At 63.9% G+C, this 21,535-nt stretch carries 20 protein-coding genes; 13 read left to right on the top strand and 7 right to left on the bottom strand.

Going from position 1 to position 21,535, the window contains the following annotated elements; genetic code table 11:
- The 7 genes from MUU55_RS13225 to MUU55_RS13195 all read left to right on the top strand — a co-directional run.
- On the top strand, positions 1 to 1,372 hold a 1,372-nt coding region (locus MUU55_RS13225; RefSeq protein ID WP_244761212.1), incomplete at its 5' end, for an autotransporter family protein.
- A gap of 210 nt (positions 1,373 to 1,582) precedes the next feature.
- A complete protein-coding gene (gene ytfQ, locus MUU55_RS13220; protein WP_244761211.1) occupies positions 1,583 to 2,545 on the top strand; it encodes a galactofuranose ABC transporter, galactofuranose-binding protein YtfQ in 963 nt (320 codons plus the stop codon).
- A gap of 168 nt (positions 2,546 to 2,713) precedes the next feature.
- Complete coding sequence (gene ytfR, locus MUU55_RS13215; protein ID WP_244761210.1) at positions 2,714 to 4,231, top strand: galactofuranose ABC transporter, ATP-binding protein YtfR; 1,518 nt, start codon at positions 2,714 to 2,716, stop codon at positions 4,229 to 4,231.
- A complete protein-coding gene (locus MUU55_RS13210; protein ID WP_244761209.1) occupies positions 4,228 to 5,253 on the top strand; it encodes an ABC transporter permease in 1,026 nt (341 codons plus the stop codon). The genes ytfR and MUU55_RS13210 overlap by 4 nt, the downstream gene beginning before the upstream one ends.
- Positions 5,250 to 6,218, top strand: a complete 969-nt coding sequence (yjfF, locus tag MUU55_RS13205) for a galactofuranose ABC transporter, permease protein YjfF (protein WP_244761208.1) — start codon at positions 5,250 to 5,252, stop codon at positions 6,216 to 6,218. The genes MUU55_RS13210 and yjfF overlap by 4 nt, the downstream gene beginning before the upstream one ends.
- A gap of 85 nt (positions 6,219 to 6,303) precedes the next feature.
- Positions 6,304 to 7,035, top strand: coding sequence for a FadR/GntR family transcriptional regulator (locus tag MUU55_RS13200; protein WP_244761557.1), 732 nt, complete (start codon positions 6,304 to 6,306; stop codon positions 7,033 to 7,035).
- 132 nt (positions 7,036 to 7,167) lie between these two features.
- Positions 7,168 to 8,415: an alpha/beta hydrolase gene (locus MUU55_RS13195; protein ID WP_244761207.1), complete on the top strand. Its 1,248-nt coding sequence runs from the start codon at positions 7,168 to 7,170 to the stop codon at positions 8,413 to 8,415.
- Positions 8,416 to 8,470: 55 nt separating this feature from the next.
- Here MUU55_RS13195 and MUU55_RS13190 read toward each other — a convergent pair whose 3' ends face one another.
- Together MUU55_RS13190 and spdA are read right to left on the bottom strand one after the other, a co-directional pair.
- On the bottom strand, positions 8,471 to 9,106 hold the full coding sequence (locus MUU55_RS13190; RefSeq protein ID WP_244761206.1) for a DUF1236 domain-containing protein: 636 nt from the start codon (positions 9,104 to 9,106) through the stop codon (positions 8,471 to 8,473).
- 123 nt (positions 9,107 to 9,229) lie between these two features.
- On the bottom strand, positions 9,230 to 10,036 hold the full coding sequence (gene spdA, locus MUU55_RS13185; RefSeq protein WP_244761205.1) for a 2', 3'cyclic nucleotide phosphodiesterase SpdA: 807 nt from the start codon (positions 10,034 to 10,036) through the stop codon (positions 9,230 to 9,232).
- 164 nt (positions 10,037 to 10,200) lie between these two features.
- Here spdA and MUU55_RS13180 point away from each other — a divergent pair, with 164 nt between their 5' ends.
- Positions 10,201 to 11,235, top strand: a complete 1,035-nt coding sequence (locus tag MUU55_RS13180; protein ID WP_244761204.1) for a proline racemase family protein — start codon at positions 10,201 to 10,203, stop codon at positions 11,233 to 11,235.
- A 153-nt stretch (positions 11,236 to 11,388) separates the two neighbouring features.
- Here MUU55_RS13180 and MUU55_RS13175 read toward each other — a convergent pair whose 3' ends face one another.
- A complete protein-coding gene (locus MUU55_RS13175) occupies positions 11,389 to 12,414 on the bottom strand; it encodes a tetratricopeptide repeat protein (RefSeq protein WP_244761203.1) in 1,026 nt (341 codons plus the stop codon).
- Positions 12,415 to 12,602: 188 nt separating this feature from the next.
- Between MUU55_RS13175 and MUU55_RS13170 the strand changes: the two genes are divergently transcribed.
- The gene (locus tag MUU55_RS13170) at positions 12,603 to 13,244 is read left to right on the top strand and encodes a FecR family protein (RefSeq protein WP_244761202.1); all 642 of its coding nucleotides are present in this window, start codon (positions 12,603 to 12,605) and stop codon (positions 13,242 to 13,244) included.
- On the opposite strand, the gene MUU55_RS13165 is transcribed toward MUU55_RS13170, so the two are convergent.
- From MUU55_RS13165 to MUU55_RS13155, 3 genes are all read right to left on the bottom strand, one after another.
- Positions 13,241 to 15,082 (bottom strand): CHASE2 domain-containing protein, encoded by a 1,842-nt coding sequence (locus tag MUU55_RS13165; protein WP_425314178.1) that lies wholly within the window; start codon positions 15,080 to 15,082, stop codon positions 13,241 to 13,243. The two genes, MUU55_RS13170 and MUU55_RS13165, sit on opposite strands and share 4 nt — an antisense overlap.
- Positions 15,083 to 15,118: 36 nt before the next feature.
- Positions 15,119 to 15,823 carry a Crp/Fnr family transcriptional regulator gene (locus MUU55_RS13160; protein ID WP_244761200.1) on the bottom strand — a complete coding sequence of 235 codons (705 nt, stop codon included), beginning with the start codon at positions 15,821 to 15,823 and terminating at the stop codon, positions 15,119 to 15,121.
- Positions 15,824 to 15,940: 117 nt separating this feature from the next.
- Positions 15,941 to 16,129 (bottom strand): hypothetical protein, encoded by a 189-nt coding sequence (locus MUU55_RS13155; RefSeq protein WP_244761199.1) that lies wholly within the window; start codon positions 16,127 to 16,129, stop codon positions 15,941 to 15,943.
- 193 nt (positions 16,130 to 16,322) lie between these two features.
- On the opposite strand from MUU55_RS13155, the gene MUU55_RS13150 reads away from it, so the two are divergent.
- The 4 genes from MUU55_RS13150 (at position 16,323) to MUU55_RS13135 (ending at position 19,898) form a co-directional block, all read left to right on the top strand.
- Positions 16,323 to 16,748, top strand: a complete 426-nt coding sequence (locus MUU55_RS13150) for a DoxX family protein (protein ID WP_244761198.1) — start codon at positions 16,323 to 16,325, stop codon at positions 16,746 to 16,748.
- A gap of 130 nt (positions 16,749 to 16,878) precedes the next feature.
- Positions 16,879 to 17,577, top strand: a complete 699-nt coding sequence (locus tag MUU55_RS13145; protein WP_244761197.1) for an orotate phosphoribosyltransferase — start codon at positions 16,879 to 16,881, stop codon at positions 17,575 to 17,577.
- A gap of 63 nt (positions 17,578 to 17,640) precedes the next feature.
- Positions 17,641 to 18,570 carry a carbohydrate kinase family protein gene (locus tag MUU55_RS13140; protein ID WP_244761196.1) on the top strand — a complete coding sequence of 310 codons (930 nt, stop codon included), beginning with the start codon at positions 17,641 to 17,643 and terminating at the stop codon, positions 18,568 to 18,570.
- 242 nt (positions 18,571 to 18,812) lie between these two features.
- Positions 18,813 to 19,898: a glycosyltransferase family 4 protein gene (locus tag MUU55_RS13135; protein ID WP_244761195.1), complete on the top strand. Its 1,086-nt coding sequence runs from the start codon at positions 18,813 to 18,815 to the stop codon at positions 19,896 to 19,898.
- Here the strand turns inward: MUU55_RS13135 and pgi are convergent, their stop codons facing one another.
- Positions 19,899 to 21,524: a glucose-6-phosphate isomerase gene (pgi, locus tag MUU55_RS13130; RefSeq protein WP_244761194.1), complete on the bottom strand. Its 1,626-nt coding sequence runs from the start codon at positions 21,522 to 21,524 to the stop codon at positions 19,899 to 19,901.
- Positions 21,525 to 21,535: the final 11 nt, after the last annotated feature.

Genomic DNA, 21,535 nt, shown 5'->3' with positions numbered 1-21,535 from the left:
CGAGGATCCGACCGACCCGACGGACCCCGAGGATCCGACTGACCCGACCGATCCCGAGGATCCAACTGACCCGACGGACCCCGAGGATCCGACTGATCCCACGGATCCCGAGGACCCGACTGATCCCACGGACCCCGAGGATCCGACCGATCCGACTGACCCCGAGGATCCGACCGATCCCACGGATCCCGAGGACCCGACTGACCCCACGGACCCCGAGGATCCGACCGATCCGACTGACCCCGAGGATCCGACCGATCCGACTGACCCTGAGGATCCGACTGACCCGACCGATCCCGAGGATCCGACCGATCCGACTGACCCTGAGGATCCGACGGATCCCACAGATCCGGAGGATCCGCTCTACCAGCCCGGTGTCCCGGTCTATGAAGCCTATCCGCAGGCATTGCTTGGGCTGAACACCATGCCGACGCTACAGCAGCGCGTCGGCAATCGCTTCTGGTTGGTCGGAGGCATTCCGGAAGTCCATCAGCAGGGCGCTTCCAACGATTTGTCGAGCGCATTTCTCGCTGTTTCCGGAATCTGGGCGCGAATTGAAGGCGCGTACAGCGACATTGAACCGCGTTTTGCAACCGCCGGGACGGCATTCGACCAGAGCATTTTCCGCGCACAGGCGGGAGTGGACGGCGTTTTTTACGAAAGTGCCAATGGCACGCTGATGGCGGGACTTTCCACCCACTACAGGCACGGCGTGACCGATACTGATTCCATTCACGGCATCGGAAAGATTTCGAGTGATGGTTACGGCGCCGGCGGCGCGTTGACATGGTATGGCAACGACGGAACCTATCTCGATGGCCAGGCGCAAGCCACCTGGTACGAGTCGGATTTGCGCTCCCTCACAGCCAACCGCTTTCTGGTTCGCGACAACGATGCTTTCGGCTATGCGCTCTCCCTGGAGGGCGGAAAGCGGATCGCCATCGATGATGGCTGGTCGATCACGCCGCAGGCCCAGATTGTCTACTCGCATGTGGATTTCGACCGGTTCAAAGATGTATTCGGCTCTTCCGTCAGTCTCGACAAGGGTGCAAGCCTCCAGGGTCGCCTTGGGCTCACACTGGATCGTGAAATGACATGGCAGGACGCCCGGGGCCTGACCAGCCGGGTTAATGCCTACGGCATCGCCAACATCTACCATGAGTTCCTGAACGGGACCCGTGTGGACGTGGCCGGTGAAAAATTCCGCGTCCGGCAGGATCGTCTTTGGGGCGGTATCGGCGCCGGCGGAACCTATAGCTGGAATGACGGTCGATATTCGCTCTATGCGGAAGGCCTGCTCAACACGAGTCTTGCCCATGTCGGCGACAGCTATTCGCTGCAGGGCAAGATCGGCTTCCGCGCAAAGTGGTGAGGGAAAACAAGGAGTGCACCGTCCAGAATCCTGCCCCGCGCGAGATACTGGACGGTGCACCCTGTAGGCCGTCGGATTCCCGCAGCAGTACCGCACCCGCATGTGGCGATTAAAAAAATCGCAATCGGCAACTTTTGGCCGTTTACAATAGTAATACAATATGATGTTTTACGCCTGCTGCTGAGGAGCAGCTTTCTTTGGGAGGACATCATGAAATTCAAAATCGCACTCGCAAGTGCCACGATCCTTGCTGCCTCGATGTTCAGCACTGCATCCGCCGCCGACCTGACGATCGGCTTTTCGCAGATCGGTTCGGAATCCGGCTGGCGCGCTGCCGAAACCACGCTCACCAAGCAGCAGGCTGAAAAGCGCGGCATCGACCTGAAATTCGCCGACGCCCAGCAGAAGCAGGAAAACCAGATCAAGGCGCTGCGCTCGTTCATCGCGCAGGACGTCGATGCCATCCTGATCGCCCCCGTCGTCGCCACGGGCTGGGATGAAGTGCTGCAGGAAGCCAAGGATGCGGAAATCCCGGTCATCCTGCTCGACCGCACGGTCGATGCGTCGAAGGACCTCTACCTGACGGCCGTCACCTCCGACCTCGTCCATGAAGGCAATGTCGCCGGCAAGTGGCTGGTCGATACCGTTGCCGGCAAGCCGTGCAACGTTGTCGAATTGCAGGGCACGACGGGCTCGTCGCCGGCCATCGACCGCAAGAAGGGTTTTGAAGAAGCGCTCGCCGGCAAGGATAACCTGAAGATCATCCGCAGCCAGACCGGTGATTTCACCCGCACCAAGGGCAAGGAAGTCATGGAAAGCTTCCTGAAGGCGGAAGACGGCGGCAAGAACATCTGCGCGCTCTACGCCCATAACGACGACATGGCCGTCGGCGCCATCCAGGCGATCAAGGAAGCCGGCCTGAAGCCGGGCACGGATATCCTCGTCGTCTCCATCGACGCTGTTCCGGATATCTTCCAAGCCATGGCGGCCGGTGAAGCCAACGCCACCGTGGAGCTGACGCCGAACATGGCCGGCCCCGCGCTCGACGCGCTCGACGCCTTCCTCAAGGACGGCAAGGAGCCGCCGAAGTGGATCCAGACGGAATCGAAGCTCTATACCCAGGCCGACGATCCGCAGAAGGTCTACGAGGAGAAGAAGGGCCTCGGCTACTGATCTCCTTCCGGGAGCCCCGCGTCCGGCTCCTAACTTGACGCGGGGCATCTTCCCTTTGCATTCGGCACTCCCTGACGCACTGTCTCCTGGATAAGTTTGTCGGAGTTGTCGGCTCGCCTGCCGTCTCCCCTTGGGACGGCGGGCGGCAGACGTCACACGGGTGGGATCATGCAGGCGAGTACCTCCATTCTTTCGGCAACGGCGATCGACAAGATCTTTCCCGGTGCCAGGGCGCTCGACGGCGTCGATTTTTCGCTGCAGCGCGGCGAGGTCCATGCGCTGCTCGGCGAAAACGGTGCAGGCAAGTCGACGCTCGTCAAATGCCTGACCGGCGCCTATCGCCGCGATGGCGGGCGCATCCTGCTCGACGGCGCGGATGTCGATCCGCAGAGCACGCTGGAAGCCCAGAACCTCGGCATCGGTACGGTCTACCAGGAGGTCAACCTCCTGCCGAACCTCACGGTCGCTGAAAACCTCTTCCTTGGCCGCCAGCCGAAGCGCTTCGGCTTCATCGACAGCCGCGAAATGAACCGGCGTGCGAAGGCGCTGCTTGCCGAATACGATCTCGATATCGATGTGACTGCCGAGCTTGCCGCCTATTCGGTGGCGGTGCAGCAGGTCATCGCTATTGCGCGTGCGGTGGATCTCTCCGGCAAGGTGCTGATCCTCGACGAGCCGACGGCCAGCCTTGATGCGCATGAGGTGGCGATGCTGTTTCGCATCGTGCGCCGCCTGAAGGAGCGCGGCCTCGGCATCATCTTCATCACCCACTTCCTCGAGCAGGTCTATGACATTTCTGACCGCATCACCGTGCTGCGCAACGGAAAGCTCGTCGGCACACGCGCCACGGCGGACCTGCCGCGCCGCGATCTCATCGCCATGATGCTCGGCCGCGAGCTGGTGCAGGAAGTGGCGGCGGAGCATGGCGCGAAGGGCGAGGGCGGCGAGGTCCGCTTCCGCTTCCGCAATTTCGGCCGCAAGGGCCACATCCAGGCCTTCGATCTCGATGTGCGCAGGGGCGAGGTAGTCGGCGTCGCCGGCCTGCTCGGTTCGGGGCGCACCGAGACGGCGGAAATCATGTTCGGTGCCGAGCGGGCCGATAGCGGCACGGCGGAAGCAGACGGCCGCGCGCTCGACCTCTCTTCGCCGCGATCCGCCATCCGCGAAAAATTCGGTTTCTGCCCGGAGGATCGCAAGGTCGACGGCATCATCGGCGATCTCTCGGTGCGCGAGAACATCGCGCTCGCCCTGCAGGCGCGGCGCGGCTGGGCGCGACCGATCAGCCGCAGCGAGCAGGATCGGCTCGCCGACGAGTACATCAGGGCGCTCGATATCCGCACCAGCGACCGCGAGAAGCCGATCAAGCTTCTCTCGGGCGGCAACCAGCAGAAGGCGATCCTCGCGCGCTGGCTCGCCACGAACCCGGATTTCCTGATCCTCGACGAACCGACGCGCGGCATCGATGTCGGGGCGCATGCGGAGATCATCCGCCTCATCGAATCGCTCTGCGAGAAAGGTATGTCGCTGATCGTGATCTCGTCGGAACTGGAAGAACTCGTCGCCTATTCGAGCCGCGTCATCGTGCTGCGCGACCGGGCGCATGTCGCCGAACTCGTGGGCAACCAGGTGACGACCGATGGCATCGTCGAGGCCATTGCGGCCTCGGCCGGGAGGGTGGACGCATGAGCACGACACTGAAGGCCTATGCGGTCAGGCTCTTTCCGCAGGTCGCAGCACTTGCCGTCATCCTGCTGATGGTCTCCATCGCCTTTCCTGGCTTCTTCAAGCTCGAAATGCAGAATGGCCGGCTCTATGGCAGCCTGATCGACATCCTGAACCGCGGCGCGCCTGTGGCGCTGCTCGCGATCGGCATGACCGTCGTCATCGCCACCAAGGGCATCGACCTCTCGGTCGGCGCCGTCATGGCGATCTGCGGGGCGGTGGCGGCGGCGGCCATCACCTCGGGTCATTCGCTCGCCATGACGCTCCTGATCACGCTCGGCACCGGCATTCTCTGCGGCCTGTGGAACGGCATCCTTGTCGCTGTGCTCGATATCCAGCCTATCATCGCAACGCTGGTGCTGATGGTGGCCGGACGCGGCATTGCGCAGCTGATCACCGAGGGTGCTATTCTCACCTTTAACGATGCCGGGCTGATCTTCATCGGCAGCGGCGCGCTGTTCGGCCTGCCCATGCCCGTCGTCATCTGGCTCGCTTTCGGCCTGCTGGTGGCGCTGCTCGTGCGGCGCACGGCGCTCGGCATGCTGATCGAGGCGCTCGGCGTCAACCGCCGCGCCTCCATGCTCTCGGGTGTCTCGACGGGCGTGCTGCTGATCGCGGCCTATGTGCTGTCGGGCCTCTGCGCCGCGCTCGCCGGCATCATCGCCGCCGCCGATATCCGGGGTGCCGATGCCAACAATGCCGGCCTCTGGCTGGAGCTTGATGCGATCCTCGCGGTCGTCGTCGGCGGCACGTCGCTGCTCGGCGGACGCTTCTCGATTGCCGCCTCGCTCATCGGCGCGCTGATCATCCAGTCGGTCAATACCGGCATCCTGCTCTCGGGCTTTCCGCCGGAATTCAACCTCATCATCAAGGCGGCGATCATCGTGCTGATCCTCGTCATCCAGTCGCCGCGTGCGCAGTCGGCCTTCGTCTTCCTCTCCCGTGCCCGCGCACCGGTAAAGAAGACGGCCGGGGAGGCGAAATGAACCCGCGTTACCTTCCGCTCACCGCGACGATCGCGATCTTCCTGATCGCCTATGCCGTCTGCATCGCGCAATATCCCAACATGCTGTCGACGCGCGTCATCGGCAACCTTTTGACGGACAATGCTTTTCTCGGCATCGCCGCCGTCGGCATGACCTTCGTCATCCTGTCGGGCGGCATCGATCTCTCCATCGGCGCGGTCATCGCCTTCACCGGCGTCTTCCTCGCCGTGCTCCTGCAGGCGACGTCGATCCATCCTCTCGTCGCCTTTGTGCTGGCGCTCGCCATCACCACGGCCTTCGGCGCGCTGATGGGGGCGATCATCCACCATCTGGAAATGCCGCCCTTCATCGTCACTCTCGCCGGCATGTTTCTGGCGCGCGGCATGGCGTTTGTCCTGTCGATCGATTCCATTCCGATCAAGCACCCGTTCTACGCCACCCTGAAGAGCGCCTACTACAAGCTGCCCGGCGGCGGACGCATCACGCTGATCGGCGGGCTGATGCTGCTCGTCTTCGCGCTCGGTATCCTGATTGCCCACCGCACCCGCTTCGGTGCCAATGTCTATGCGCTCGGTGGCGGTGCGCCGACGGCGCGGCTGATGGGCGTGCCGATCGGGCGCACGACGATTGGGATCTATGCGCTCTCGGGCTTCCTCGCCGGCCTCTCGGGCATCGTCTTCTCGCTCTATACCTCGGCCGGTTATTCGCTGGCGACGGTGGGCGTGGAACTCGACGCCATCGCCGCCGTCGTCATCGGCGGCACGCTGCTCACCGGCGGTTCCGGCTTCATTGCGGGCACGCTCGTCGGCATCCTGATCCAAGGCCTCATCCAGACCTACATCACCTTCGACGGCTCGCTGTCGAGCTGGTGGACGAAGATCCTGATCGGCCTTTTGCTCTTCGCCTTCATCCTGTTGCAGAAGGGGCTGATCCTCGTCACCGACCGGCGGAGGCGGCATGCCTGATTTCCTGCGCACGCCGCCTCTCACGCTCCCACTCTGTTGCTAGACGGAGGGCAAAGCGGTGCGGAAAACAGGTCTGCTCGAAACCATGATGAACGGAGCGGTGGCGCGCACCAGCCACTCGCAGGTGGTGGGCGAGCTCGGCAAGGCGATCATCGCCGGCGAGTTTCCGGTGGGCGCGACGCTGCCGGGCGATGCGGAAATGGAGGCGCGCTTCGGCGTATCGCGCACCGTCATCCGTGAGGCGATGAAGACGCTCGCCGCCAAGGGCCTCGTCGTGCCACGCGCCCGCATCGGCACGCGCGTGACGCCGAAGGACCAGTGGAACCTCTTCGACAGCGACATCCTCACCTGGCACTTCGCCGTCGGCGTCGATGATGTCTTCCTCATCCATCTCAGCGAAATCCGCCTCGGCTTCGAGCCGCAGGCCGCAGCCCTTGCCGCGCGCCACGCGACCGAGGCGGATATCAACCAGATGATGCTGCTCGCCGTCGCCATGGGCGATCCCGAGCACACGCCGGAAACGCTGGCGCTGGCCGACCTGCGCTTCCACCTCGCTGTGATGGACGCCGCGCGAAACCCTTTCATGCGCACTGTCGGCAGCCTGATCGAGGCGGCGCTGGCCGGCGTCTTCAAGCTCAGTTCGCCGGCTTCCGACCGCATCAAGATCGGTGATGTCGCGGCAAACCACATGCGCATCGTCGAGGAAATCCGCCGCCGTGACGAGGATGGCGCGCGCCGCGCCATGGAGAACGTCATCCGCGTCGGCCGCGCCCGCATCACCGATGCGCTGGGCGGGCAGTCGCCCGGGCCGGCGTGACCGATATGCCACGCCTCGCCGCGTCGATGGGCGCTGTCGCTCAGCTTGTCTTCTAAACCGAGCCTCACTCCGCTAAGCAGGGACATCGGTGCGCCGCACCGGCGAGAACTGGAAAGCGGAAGGAAGCGGGACATGATGCACCGCGAAATGCCGCGCGTATTGCGTCGCGTGATTGTCGCCGGGGTCATTCTGCTGGCCGGCTGTGCCGGCCGCCCCGAGGGCGTACTGGTGCCGAGCGGCGAAACACCGCCCGGTGTTTCGACCGTCGATCTGCTGGTTGCGACCACGCGCGCCCCCTCCGAGCAGCCGGGCGTGCTGTTTTCCGGTGAGCGCGGCTCGGACCTCCAGCTGCGCGACATCGCCATTTCCATTCCGCCCGATGACAAGCGCAAGATCGGCCAGGTGCAATGGCCAAAGAAGCTGCCGGCCGATCCGCTGAAGGATTTCTCCACGGTCAGCGTGACGGCGATCGACAAGGAGAAGGCCGGGAGTGCCTGGCTTGACCGCAACCTGCCGAAAAGCCGGCGCGTGCTGATCTTCGTGCACGGTTTCAACAACCGCTACGAGGATGCCGTCTACCGCTTTGCGCAGATCGTGCATGATTCCAAGACGGATGCGGCGCCGATCATCTTCACCTGGCCTTCGCGCGCCAGCATTTTCGACTATTCCTACGATAAGGAAAGCACCAACTATTCGCGCGATGCGCTGGAAGAGTTGCTGCGTGCCGCGGTGGACTCTCCCAGGGTCGGTGAAATCACCATCATGGCCCATTCCATGGGGACGTGGCTCGCGGTGGAAACGCTGCGCCAGATGGCGATCCGCGACGGGCGCGTGCCGAAGAAGATCCAGCAGGTCATCCTCGCCTCGCCCGATCTCGACGTCGACGTCTTCGGCCAGCAGCTGCGCGCGCTCGGCAAGGAGCGGCCGCAATTCACCCTGTTCGTGTCGCGTGACGACCGGGCGCTGACGCTGTCGCGCCGCATTTCCGGCAATGTCGACCGGCTCGGCCAGATCGATCCCTCGCAGGAGCCCTATCGTTCCATGCTGGAAAAGCAGGGCATCACAGTGCTCGATCTGACGGCGCTGAAATCCGGCGACAGCCTGAACCACGGCAAATTCGCCGAAAGTCCCGAGGTCGTACGCCTCATCGGCAACCGGCTGATCGATGGCCAGACGGTGACGGATTCAGAAGTGGGCTTCGGCGACCGGCTTGGCGCGGTGGCGCTTGGCACGGCCGAGACGGTCGGCAGCGCGGCGAGCGTCGTCGTCTCCACGCCGATCGCGGTCTTCGATCCCGTCACCCGCAAGAACTACGACGACCAGTGGCGCCGCCTTGGCCGCTCTGTCGAGGACACGGCGGTCACGGCAACCGGACAGTAAGAAAAAAGGGCGGCCCGCACGGAGCCGCCCTTTCGATTTATGCTCCGTGCCCGGCTTAGCGGACCCAGATCACTTCGCGCGAGCTGCGGTCGACGAGAACAGGGCGCTGGTCGACATAGATGTAGCCGTAGCTCGGATTTTCCGGCACCTCGACGATCTGGACCGTGTCGGGGATCACCGCACCGGCCTGGACGGGACCTTCCAGCACGACAGGTTCGACCGGATGGCGTTCCACATAGGTGATCGTCGCCTCGGGAATGTCACCCGAAATGCTCGCCGTCGTCTCAACCTCGGGCGCGTAGATCACCTGGCGGCTGTCGATGCGCACGATGACCGGGCGGTTGTCTACATAGACATAAGCGAGATCCGGGTGGTCAGGAATCGGTGTGAGGGTGACGGTATCGTTGAAGCGTGTATCGGCCGTCAGCTGGCCATCCAGTACGACCGGCGGCGTCGGGTTTTCCATCACATAGACACGGGCATCCTCGGGAACGGCAGCTTCCGCGCCGATCATGAAGCCGACCGCACCGCCGACGATAGCGCCCGCGGGGCCGCCGACGACGGCGCCTGCGGTCGCCCCTGCGGCACCCATCGCCGCACCGCCAAGGGCTTCCTTGTCGCGATCGTCGGCATGGGCGACGGAGGCGCCGATGAGAGCCAGAGCGGCACCTGCCATAAGAAACTTACGCATGTCTTTCTCCTTCGAAGATTGGGTTTCCCACCCCTTCGGCGGAGACAACGTGACATGCCGGGATCGGTTCCCGCATCATGTCTAACGGACATCACGATGTGTGACGCGCGGTAACCGTTGGCCTCAGGCGATCGCCGAATCCAGCTTGGCGATTTCGTAATCCTCGTGGTGCACTTGCAGGCCTTCTTCCGTCACCACGACGATGCCGTAGGCGGCGGGTTCGTCGACCGAGAGCGAGGCGTTCGGTGCATCGAAGGGCATCGGCTGCTGATGCACCGGGCTCTTGAAGATCGAGAAGGGAATGCCGCGATGCGAGCCACCGATCGTTCGATGTACATGGCCGGCGAAGATATGGCGGACATTGCCGTGCTTCAGCACGAGATCATAGAAGGCGTGTTCGTTCGACAGCCGGATCGCATCCATGCCGGTAAAGCCGGTCTTGTGCGGCGGGTGGTGCATGAAAAGAAGGACGGGCAGGGAGCCGGCGCTCGCCAGCGTCTTGTCGAGCCAGGCAAGGCGCGTCTCGCAGAGATAGCCGGCATGGCTCAGCGGATAGTCGTAGGGCGGGGCGAAGAGCGTATCGAGCAGCACGACGCGGCAGTCATCGAAATCGATCGCCTGTTGCACGAAGCCGTTCTCGTCCGGCTGGACATGAGAGAAGGTTTCAAGGAAGCGGTCGCGATAATCGTGGTTGCCGATGGTGATGGCGGCCGGCGGCACAAGCTTGGCGAGCAGGCCGTGCAGGCGCTCATAGGACAGCGTGTCGGCGCGGTGCGTCAGGTCGCCGGTAAAAATGACCCGGTCGGCATCCGCGTGGTAGCGGTTGACATGCTCGATGCCGGCAAGCAGCCGCTGATAGGGATCGAGGCCGATGATCTTCGTGCCCTCGGGCACCATGTGCAGGTCGGTAAAGACAATGAGCTTGGTCATGAAAGGATCTCGCGGCGGGGTTCTTTCGGGTACACAATGAGGACTGCGCCGGATGCATTCGTAGCGTGCGAACCTGTCGCGTGAAAAGCAGTTGGAACGCGTGACGATCTGATATATCAGAAGAGTGAAACAGCCGGCGGGCTGGCCAAACGGAGCATAGCGACATGAGATGGAAGCGCACGATCCAGCTGCTGGACGTTCATTGCGAGGGTGAGATCGGCAAGGTGGCGATCGGCGGCGTGCCGAAGATCCCCGGCAATACCATCGCCGAGCAGCTCAACTACATCAATACGGTCGACGACAGCCTGCGCCGCTTCTTGTGTCTGGAGCCGCGCGCGGCCGCAACCGGGTCGGTGAACCTGCTTCTGCCGGCCAAGCGCCCGGAGGCCGATGCCGGCTTCATCATCCTGCAGGCCGACCAGGCGCATGCCTCCTCGGGCTCCAACTCGATCTGCATCACGACCGCGCTGCTCGAATCCGGCATCGTCGAGATGAAGGAACCGGAAACGGTCGTCGTGCTCGACACCGCCGCCGGTCTCGTCAAGGCGACGGCGACCTGCCATGACGGCCGTTGTGAGAAGGTCAAGCTCACCATGGTGCCGTCCTTCGTGGAAGCGCTGGATGTCGAGATCGATACGCCGCACTGGGGCCGCGTGCGCTTCGACATCTCCTATGGCGGCATCTTCTATGCGCTCGTCGATGTCGACCAAATCGGCACGAAGATCGAAAAGGCCAATGCCCGCGCGCTGGTCGATGCCGGCATGGCGCTGAAGGATCTCATCAACAAGTCGATGAAGGTCGTGCATCCGGAGATTCCGGAAATCAACGGCATCGCCTATGTCATGTTCCGCGACCGCGACCCTGATGGTACCGTGCGTACCGCTACCACCATGTGGCCCGGCCGCGTCGATCGCTCGCCCTGCGGCACCGGCAATTCGGCAAACCTCGCCACGCTGCATGCCCGCGGCCTCGTCAAGGTCGGCGACACGTTCCGCTCGCGCTCGATCATCGGTTCGCAGTTCGAGGTGGGCCTGGAAGCCGAGACGGTCGTCGCCGGCCGCAAGGCGATCATCCCGACCATCACCGGCCGCGGCTGGACCTTCGGCCTGCACCAGATCGCGCTCGACCCGACCGATCCGCTCGCCGACGGTTTCGCGATGACCGATACCTGGGGCCCGCAGGCCGGCGAAATTCGCTGAGCCAATCGGAACCTTTCTTCCGTCGGCCGGGCCAAACATCTCCTCCGTCATGGTCGGGCTTGACCCGACCATCCACACCGCTCAACGCCCGCAATAGTGGATCCTCGGCTCAAGGCCGAGGATGACGTCGAGGGTGTGGAAGCGCCCAGATCTTTATTTCGCGGCGTAGTGCTTCTCGATGGCGCCAAGGGTGACGGGGTCGATCTCCGCCGTATCGGCATCCTCGATCAGGTCCTGGTCGGCCAGCACCTGCTTGATGGCAAGGCGTGCATCGGCGGACAGCTGTTCCGGCTGGTCGCGCAGGATGACCTCGAGATCGACGTCACGCATCTCGAAGGCGGCGACGAGGCGGGTCACGGCCTGCTCGATGTTCCTGACGATGCCGGTGCCGCTCTGCTGCATCAGGCCGATTTTCAGCTTGCCGAAACTGTCGCCCTTGTCGGCCGCCTGCTCGAAATAGCCGGCGGCGGCGGTGAGGTCCTGGGTGATGCCTTCGCCCGATTCCAGCATGAGACCGAGATTGATCATGGCATCGATGCTGCCACGTTCGGCGGCGAGCTTGTAGTAGGCGGCAGCCCGCGCATTGTCTTCGGCAATGAGGCTGCCGTCGTCGAGCAGCACGCCGAGATTGAAGGCGGCAGTCTCGTCACCGCTGGCGGCGGCCTTGTCGAACCAGCGGGCGGCTTCTGCACCGTTCACATCGGTGCCGATGCCATCGCGATAGGCGACGGCGAGATTGTAGGCGCCGAGCATGTCGCCCAGTTCGGCAGCCTTCTTGTAATGGCTGAATTCGGCGGCCGGATCGCCACGCTTGCCGAGCATCGCACCATAGTTGACCATGGCGACGGTATGGCCGAGTGCTGCGGCCTCAGCATAGAGCTTCATGGCATCGAGATCCTGACCGGCGCGTTCCAGGGCGCGGGCCAGCTGGAAGGCCATGCGCGGGCTGCGGTCGGCATTGTAGGCCGCGCGGCAGGCCGAGAGCGCGGCGCCGATCTTGATGTCCTCGAGCGCGACCGGCGCGAAGGCGGTGTTGCGCGTCGCGTCGTAGCGGCTACCGGCGGCGGCATCGCATTTGGCTTCGATGGTGTCGGCATGGGCGCCATCGGCACCAGCCAGAAGGACCGCGAAGAAAAGGGCGCGGCCAGCCGTCTTCAGCATGTTGGATCGAAAGTTCATGATCCGTCTCCCTTCGTTGATGAACGCACCTTAGATGATCCGGGGAAAACGGCTGTTTCCACGGGAACAGAGGGATGGCGGGAGGCAGCGCATAAGGGTAGTCATTGCTGGCGGTGTGCACGGTGGAAGTGGCGCGGCGCCCTGGTTCAATTCATCCTGTCGGGGCTGTTCCCCGCGAAAGGTGTATCATGCGAACGCTCCATACCCGCCGTCCCGTCACCCTCAGCCGTAGGCTGTTCATCGCAGGCAGCGCGCTGGCACTTCTGGGGGCCGGCTTGCGTGCGACGCAGGCCAATTCCATCATCGGCAAGGCCGTCGAAATCACCGGTGATGTCAGCCGTAAGCAGGCAAACCACCTCGAAGGCCTGAAGGCTGGCGCAAGCCTGATGGACCACGATTTCGTCGCGACCGGGAAGGAAAGCTTTGCCGAACTGGCGCTCGGTGACGATACCAGCCTGCTTCTCGGCAGCGAGACGGAGCTGCTGATCGATACCTTCATCGCCGGTCAGGGCGGCACCATAGAGCTCGGCACCGGCCAGATGGTCTTCGACCGGCCCGAGGGGCTTGCCAAGATCGACCTCACCATGCGCACCGCCTTTGGCATGATCGGCGTGCGCGGCACGAAGTTCTTTGCCGGCCCGAGCCGGAATGCCCCCTTTGCCGTGTTCGTCGAGCACGGTCGCGTCGAGGTCACCGGTGGCGGCGTGACAAGATCTGTCTCCGGCGGCGAGGGCGTCGAGATCAGCGCGCCGGGTGCAGCACCCGGCGATGTCGTCAAATGGGGCGAGGCCCGCATCCGCGAAGCCTATGCCAGTGTCGGCATACGCTAATCCAGCGTAAACAGATCCATCGTTCCGAACCCGCGGATCTCGTGGTTGCCGATGGCGCGCAGCATTCGGCTTGTTTCGCCTGCTGCGCGCGGGCCGATGCAGATCTGGGTGCCGAGGAATTTGTTGGCATCCTGGAGGCGCGCGGCGAGGTTTACTGCGTCTCCATGGGCGGTGTAGTCGAGCTTGCCGCCGGTGCCCACTTCGCCCAGCACCGCCATGCCGGTCTCGATGCCAAGGCGCGTGCGCCCGAAATCCTTCTCCAGGAAGGCGGGGCGGCGGCGCATCTCCTCGGTCAGGGTGCGGATTTCGTCGGCGCAGGCAAGCGCCTTGTCGACGTGGCGGTCGAGATCGTCGGGGGCATTGAAGAGGGCGTGCACGGCGTCGCCCACCACCTTGTCCACCATGCCGCCATGGTGTGCGACCAGCGCGTTGACCTCGGAAAAGTAGATGTCGAGCAGCCTGACGAGATCGTGCGGGCCGATTTTCTGGGAAAGTGCGGAAAAACCTTCGATATCGGTAAAGAGGGCGGTGACCTGCCGTTCCTCGCCGGCCACGCGCGCCATATCGGGATTGTCGATGTAGCGCGAGACGACAGATTGCGGCAGGTATTGCGCAAAGCGCTGCCGCGCCGTCGCCTCGGCGCGACGGATATGGGCGAATTGCAGGAGGCCGGTGACAAGGGCTGCCGTCACGACGATCAACGTCACGCCGACGGCATCGGCGAGAAGCGCCGTGTGCATGTAGAGCACTGCCGAAGTGCCGAAGACGAGGCCGACGAGCGCAATGCCGGCGATCGCGGCAAACAACGGACGAAGCCGCGCCGCCGCGAGCGCCGCCGCAGCGCCCAGGACAAAGGCAAAACCGGCCTCCATCGGGGCGATGCCGGGATCGCGCATCGGGATATGATCGGTCAGGATCGCATTGGCGACGTCGGCATGGATCTGCACGGAGGGTTCGAGCGGCATGGAGGCGCTGGCACGAAGGCCGCCGAGATTGGGCAGGCTGCTGCCGATCAGCACGACCTTGCCGGCGATTTTGTCCGGCGCGACGTTGCCGGCCACGATATCCGCGGCGGAAAAGGTTCTGGCACCGATGGTCGCGGCGTTGCTGGCGACGAAGCGCAGGCTGCCGTCCTCGTCGAGCCTGAGGATGCGCGCATCGTGCCGCAGCCAGACGGGATTGCCGCCGAGAACGGGCGTGCGTGCACCGGCGGCCAGCCGCGCTGCTTCGACGCCGAGCGCCGGATAGGCGGCATTGCCGACAATGGCATAGGCCTGTACGCGCCGTACCACCGCATCCTCGTCGCCGACGAGGAAGGAGGCCGACGCCGAGATCGCCTTATCCTGCAGGAAGGCGCAGGAGCTTTCCGTGCCGTCGATGAACCAGAGCTCGGGTACCGCGACGGGTTTTTGCAGGGCGAGTGCCGGCACGGGATGCGGCGCGCCGTCCGTCGCCTCGCCGATGAGAAAACCGAGAACGGTCGGCACCTTGGCGATGGCGCCGGCAAGCGCCGCATTGGCGGCTTCGTCGGCCACGCAATCGGTACTGAAGACGAAATCGAAGGCGATCGCGGTGGGCTTGGCGGCAGCGAGGCGGTCGATCAGCTCGGCGGTCTGGCTGCGCGTCCAGTCACGGCCCGGCACGCTCTGGAAGGCCTTGCGATCGATATCGACCACGACGATGCCGTCGCTTTCGGGGGCGGGTATGGTCTGGGTCAGGGCATCGAAGTAGAATTCGCGCTGACGTTCCAGCGTGGTCTCGCCTAGAAAAAACAGGGCGAGCGCGCCGGCAAGGCTCGCGGCAAGGCCGGCGGCAAGCGGTCTGTATTTCTTGGCGATCATGATCGGCCGCTCCCGTTCCGGGCCGCCGGCCTGTTAGTCGTCATCCGGCTCGGCGATGTTCTGCAGCCGGCCGATATGGCAATGGATGATGCCGTCGTTACGGCGGATCGCGCCGGCCTCTTCCAGCGCCAGGATCGACCGGTTGATCTTCGGCCGGCTTGCGCCGACGATGCTGGCGATCTCGCTCTGGCTGAGCGAAAGCTGGAGATTGGCGCTGTCGGGAAGTTCCTCGCCATGGATGTTGCGCAGCGTCGCGAGGAAGAAGCGGGCGACGCGGGAATCGAGATCGTAGAGCGCGATGGTTTCGAGCTGCTCGGTCGTCTCGCGCAGCTTGGTGCAGAGATAGTGGATGATCGCGTGCGCGGCGGTCGGGTTGCGGGTCAGCACGTCGAGGAAATCGCGCTTGGCGATGACGTAGCCTTCGGTCGCGGTCACCGAGGTCGCATCCGCCGAACGCGGTTGGCCGTCGAGGATTGCCATTTCACCGAGGATGGAGCCCGCTTCGAGCTGGCGCAGCGACAGTTCCTTGCCCTGCGGCGTAATCAGCGACAGCTTGATGCGGCCGGTAACGAGCACGATCAGATAGGTGCCCTCGTCGCCGCGCTGGAAGATGACCGTTCCCGCCGGCCATCGGCGCCAGGTCGCGATTGCGGCGATTTCGCCGATCGTTTCCTTGCTGAAGCCCTCGAAAATCGGAAAAGAACGCCAGAACGCGGCACTCTTGTTGATCTCGTTCATATCCGGTTTCCCCCGGCCGCCCCTGATACGATGAAGACGGGCCGCTCGACCGAAATCTTCGCCCAGCCTGTGAGCGCTTGCAACAGAAAAGAAAGGATAGTTCCCGGCAGTCCCGGCCTATCGGCAAATGCGCACCCGTTTGGTGATGGTCTTGCCCGTATGGTCTTCCATGCGCGTGCGCTTGGTGATGCAGGTCTGCTGGTAGTGGCCGTAGTAGCCATCGGCTGAGGGCGTGCCGGCATGGCCGGGTGCGGTGAAGGCAAGCGATGCGGCGGCGAGAGCCAGGGCGATGAGATTGTGGTGCATGGCGTGTCCCGGAGAGGCAAGACGGTGGGGTGGCCTTTCTCTTCGCATGGGGCAGCTTCGGTTTCTGTTCCATTGGAAACAGGTCATCGTTCACAAAATGCGAACAATCTGTCTTCTGGCGACCTGACTAGTTTGACGACGGAAAACTGTTATTTCTCTGCCAACGAAACGCCCAAGCCTCAGGAGCTTCCCCATGCCGCAGAACGCCGTCGTCCTCGTTGGACGCATCCTTCTCTCCCTCATGTTCATCACCGCGGGCTTCCCGAAGCTGCTCGACCCGTCGGGCACCGCCTGGATGATCTCCAATGCCGGCCTGCCGGCCGCCACCGCGCTCGCCTATCTCGCAGGCATTTTCGAACTCGTCGCCGGCCTCTTCATCCTCGTCGGCTTCCAGACGAAGATCACCGCCTATCTGCTCGCTGCCTTCTGTGTGTTCACCGCTCTCGTCTTCCACAGCGGCGCGATCAACAACCCGGACTTCCCGGAAGGCGCAAACGGCCTGCTCACCGTCTTCAATGGCCTGATGATGTGGAAGAACATCACGATCGCGGGCGGCTTCCTCGTGCTCGCCGCCTTCGGTCCGGGCTCCATCTCGGTCGATGCCCGCCGCGGCGCCTAAGCTCGCGGCAAAATCTGGTCCTCCAGAAACCCTCCCCGGCCTCCGGGGAGGGTTTTTCGTTGCGTGAACGCTGGAAAGCTGCGGCTCTTGCTGCTATGCGCACGAGGACAAAATCATGCGGGAGATGCCGATGTTTTTCAATTCCTTTCCGGACAGAGACGTGATGGCGGAGCTGATGGCCCGCATGCTGTGGGAGATCAAGGCGGTGCATTTCCGCCCTGAGGAACCCTACAAGCTCGCCTCCGGCATGGCCTCCCCGGTCTATATGGATTGCCGCAAGCTGCTCTCCTATCCGCGCATCCGCTCGGCCATCATGGATTTCGCCGCCGCGACGCTGACGCGCAATGTCGGCTTCGAGCGCATCGACGTGATTGCCGGCGGCGAGACGGCCGGCATTCCCTTCGCGGCCCTGCTCGCCGACCGCCTCAGCCTGCCGATGATCTATGTGCGCAAGAAGCCGAAGGGCCATGGCCGTAACGCGCAGATCGAGGGCGTGATGTCCGAGGGTGCGCGCGTGCTGGTCATCGAGGATCTCGTGACGGTCGGCGGCTCGATGTTCACCTTCATCGACGCCATCCGCGCTGCGGGCGGTGTCGTGGATCACGGCATGTCGCTGTTCTACTACGGCATCTTCAAGGAAGCCGAAGCCCGCTACGCCAATGGCGGCGTCAAGCTGCATCATATCGCCACCTGGCGGGATGTGCTGGCCGTTGCGCGCACCGAAAAACTGTTCGACGATGCGACGCTCGCCTCCGTCGAGGCCTTCTTCGATGCGCCGCTCGTCTGGTCGGCCGCTCATGGCGGCGTGTCGGAACTGCCGACGTCGTAAATGGCGCTGGCGCTTTGCGCTGAGATCGTTTAAATCGATTGAAAATCGGTGGGAGGACTCCGGATGATCCTGTGTTGTGGTGAAGCGTTGATCGACATGTTGCCGCGGACGACGACGCTCGGCGAGGATGCCTATGCGCCCTATGCCGGCGGGGCGATCTTCAACACGGCGATCGCGCTTGGCCGTCTCGGTGTCTCGACGGGCTTCTTCACCGGCCTTTCCGACGACATGATGGGCGACATCCTGCGCAAGACGCTGGCCGAAAGCGGCGTCGATTACAGCTATTGCGCAACGCTGTCGCGCCCGACCACCGTCGCCTTCGTCAAGCTGGTGAACGGCCATGCGACCTATGCCTTCTACGACGAGGGCACCGCCGGCCGCATGATCACCGAGGCCGAGCTTCCGGATCTCGGCGACGATTGCGAGGCGCTGCATTTCGGCGCGATCAGCCTGATCCCCGAGCCCTGCGGTTCGACCTACGAGGCGCTCCTGAAGCGCGAGCACGACAAGCGCGTGATCTCGCTCGACCCGAACATCCGCCCTGGCTTCATCAAGGACAAGGATGCGCATATGGCGCGCATCCGCCGGATGGCAGCGATGGCCGACATCGTCAAGTTCTCCGATGAGGACCTCGCCTGGTTCGGCCTCGAGGGTGACGAGGATGCGCTGGCCCGCCACTGGTTGCACCACGGCGCCAAGCTCGTCGTCGTCACGCGCGGCGCGGAAGGTGCCGTTGGCTACACCGCCGCGCACAAGGTTACGGTGCCGAGCGAGCGCGTAACGGTCGTCGATACGGTCGGCGCCGGTGATACGTTCGATGCCGGCGTGCTGGCCTCGCTGAAGATGCAGAACCTGCTCACCAAGCAGCAGGTGGCAGCGCTCTCGGAAGACCAGATCGCCAAGGTGCTCGCGCTCGGCGCCAAGGCCGCCGCCGTCACCGTTTCCCGCGCCGGTGCAAACCCGCCCTGGGCGAAGGAAATCGGGCTGGCCTGAGTAGTGTCAGCACAGGAGGCAAAAAGCGCATTGCTCTCCTCCGTCATCCTCGGCCTTGAGCCGAGGATCCACGCCACAAGCGCTGAGGTTGCCGCATGGATCCTCGGCTCAAGGCCGAGGATGACGGTTGAGGGTAGGGACATTGGCGAATAGGGCATAAGCAGAGGAGGGAAGGGATCTCTCTCTAACTCTCGTGGAGCTCCCCTTCATTCGCCTGTCATCGCCGCGTGGTCAAAGGGGCCATGCTCGATCACACCGCACCAGATTCGCTCGCCCCGGCCCGTCCTAACGGGCAGGCGCCCACCATTCTCGTCGTCACGGATGCCTGGCGCCCGCAATTGAACGGCGTCGTGCACACGCTGGAGGAGCTTGCCCGCTCCATGGCGGAGGAGGGGATCGAGGTCATCTTCCTGACGCCGGAAAAGTTCGCGACGGTGCCGCTGCCGTCCTATCCGGAAATCCGGCTCGCACTGACCTCCAAGCGCCAGGTGATGGCCGAGATCGAGGCGATTGCGCCCGACTATATCCATATCGCCACCGAAGGGCCGCTCGGCATGGCGGCGCGCCGCGCCTGCCTGCAGCGCCGGCTGCCCTTTACGACGGCCTATCACACGCGTTTCCCGGAATTCATCAGCGCGCGCCTGCCCATTCCTGAAAGCTGGAGCTACTGGTGGCTGCGCCGCTTCCACAATTCCGGCCAGGGCATGATGGTGGCGACGAAATCGCTCGGTGCCGAAATGGCGGCGCGCGGTTTTACCCGGATCAAGCGCTGGTCGCGCGGGGTCGATACGAAGCAGTTCGATCCGGCCAAGCGCCGCGATCTCGGCCTGCCGCGGCCGATCTTCCTCAATGTCGGCCGCGTGGCGGTGGAAAAGAACCTGCCGGCCTTCCTGGCGCTCGATCTGCCGGGCAGCAAGGTGGTCGTCGGCGATGGTCCCGATCTCGCCATGCTGCGCCAGCGCTACCCGGATGTGCATTTCCTCGGCCGCAAGACCGGCGAGGATCTCGCATCGATCTACGCCTCGGCTGACGTCTTCGTCTTCCCGAGCCGGACGGATACGTTTGGCAATGTCATGCTGGAAGCCTTGGCGAGCGGCGTGCCGGTCGCCGCTTTCCCGGTGACGGCGCCGCGTGACGTGCTGGGGGACGCCGGGGCCTTGTCGGAAGACCTGCGGGAGGCGGCCCTTGCTGCGCTCGAGATCCCGAAAGAGGTCGCCCTTGGCCGTGCGGCCACCTATAGCTGGCGCGCCTGCGCTCTCGAATTTCTGGGCAACCTGACCCGCGTGCCGCGCGGTGCTTTCGCGGCACGCCGTCTCAGCCTGCGCTGATTAGTTTGCAGCCTTCAGCAGCGCGGCAACCAGGCCGGCCGTCGAGCTGTCGTGGCCGGCGGCGCTTTCCTTGCCTTCGACGACTGGCAGCAGGCCCGTTGCCAGCTCCTTGCCGAGCTCAACGCCCCACTGGTCGAAGGAATTGATGTTGAACAGCGCGCCCTCGACGAAGACGCGGTGTTCGTAGAGCGCGATCAGCCGGCCGAGCGCGAAGGGCGTCAGGCTGTCATGCACCATGGTGATCGACGGGCGGTTGCCATCGAAGACTCGGTGCGGCGCGATCTTGTCGGCCTTCGCCTCGCCCATGCCCTTGGAGGTGAGCTGGGCCTTGGCCTCTTCCAGCGTGCGGCCCTTCATCAGGGCTTCCGACTGCGCCAGGCAATTGGCGATGAGCAGTTGGTGCTGGTGGCGGAGATTTTTCTCGTGGCCGTTGGCGGCGATCATGAATTCCGTCGGGATGACCGAGGTGCCCTGATGGATCAGTTGGTAGAAGGCGTGCTGGCCGTTGGTGCCGGGTTCGCCCCAGACGACCGGGCCGGTCTTGCAGGCGACGGGCTTGGAATCCATCGTCACGGACTTGCCGTTCGATTCCATGTCGAGCTGCTGCAGATAGGCCGGGAAGCGCGACAGGCGCTGGTCATAGGGCAGGATGGCGCGCGACGGGTAGTTCAATACGTTGCGATGATAGAAGCCGATAAGGCCGAGCAGGACCGGGATGTTCTCGCGGATCGGTGCCTCGCGGAAATGGGTATCGATGGCATGGCCGCCGGCGAGGAATTCGCCAAAATTCTCCTTGCCGATGGCGATCATCAACGGCAGGCCGATGGCAGACCAGATCGAATAGCGCCCACCGACCCAATCCCAGAAGCCGAAGACGCGTTCCGCACCGATGCCGAAGGCCGAGACCTTGTCGAGTGCTGTGGAGACCGCGCAGAAATGGCTGCCGACGGCGGCGTCACCCAGCTTGTCCGAAATGAATTTGCGCGCCGTTGCGGCATTGGTCATCGTCTCGATGGTCGTGAAGGTCTTCGAGGCGACGATGAAGAGGGTGGTTTCGGCCTCGAGCGTCTTCAGCGTATCGGCGATATGCGCGCCGTCGATGTTGGAGACGAAGTGCAGGCGCGGGCCGTCATGATAGGGCGCGAGCGCCAGTGTCGCCATGACCGGACCTAGATCGGAACCGCCGATGCCGATATTGACGACGTCGGTGATTTTCTTGCCCGTCGCACCCTTCAGCGCGCCGGAGCGGATGCCGTCGGAGAAGGCGCCCATGGCGTCGAGCACGGCGTTGACGTCAGGCATGACGTCCTTGCCGTCGACGAGGACCGGTGTGTTTGAGCGGTTGCGCAATGCGGTGTGTAGCACGGCGCGCTCTTCGGTGATGTTGATGATCTCGCCGGCGAACATCGCGTCGCGCTTCTTCTCGACGCCGGCCTCCTTGGCGAGCGTCTCCAGCGCGTCGAGCACGGTGTCGTTTACCGCGCATTTTGAATAGTCGAAGAGGAAATCGCCGAGCGTGGTGCTGTAGCGGGAGAACCGGTCGGGGTCGGCTGCGAAGGCCGCCCTTATGTCTGTGGCGTTGGTGTCGCGAACGATGGATTTCAGCTTTTCGACAAGCGCGTTCATCGGCGTCTTCC

The sequence above is a fragment of the Shinella curvata genome (genome assembly GCF_022899935.1).
GTDB classification, from domain to species: domain Bacteria; phylum Pseudomonadota; class Alphaproteobacteria; order Rhizobiales; family Rhizobiaceae; genus Shinella; species Shinella curvata.
This window is presented reverse-complemented; position numbering and strand designations above follow the sequence as displayed.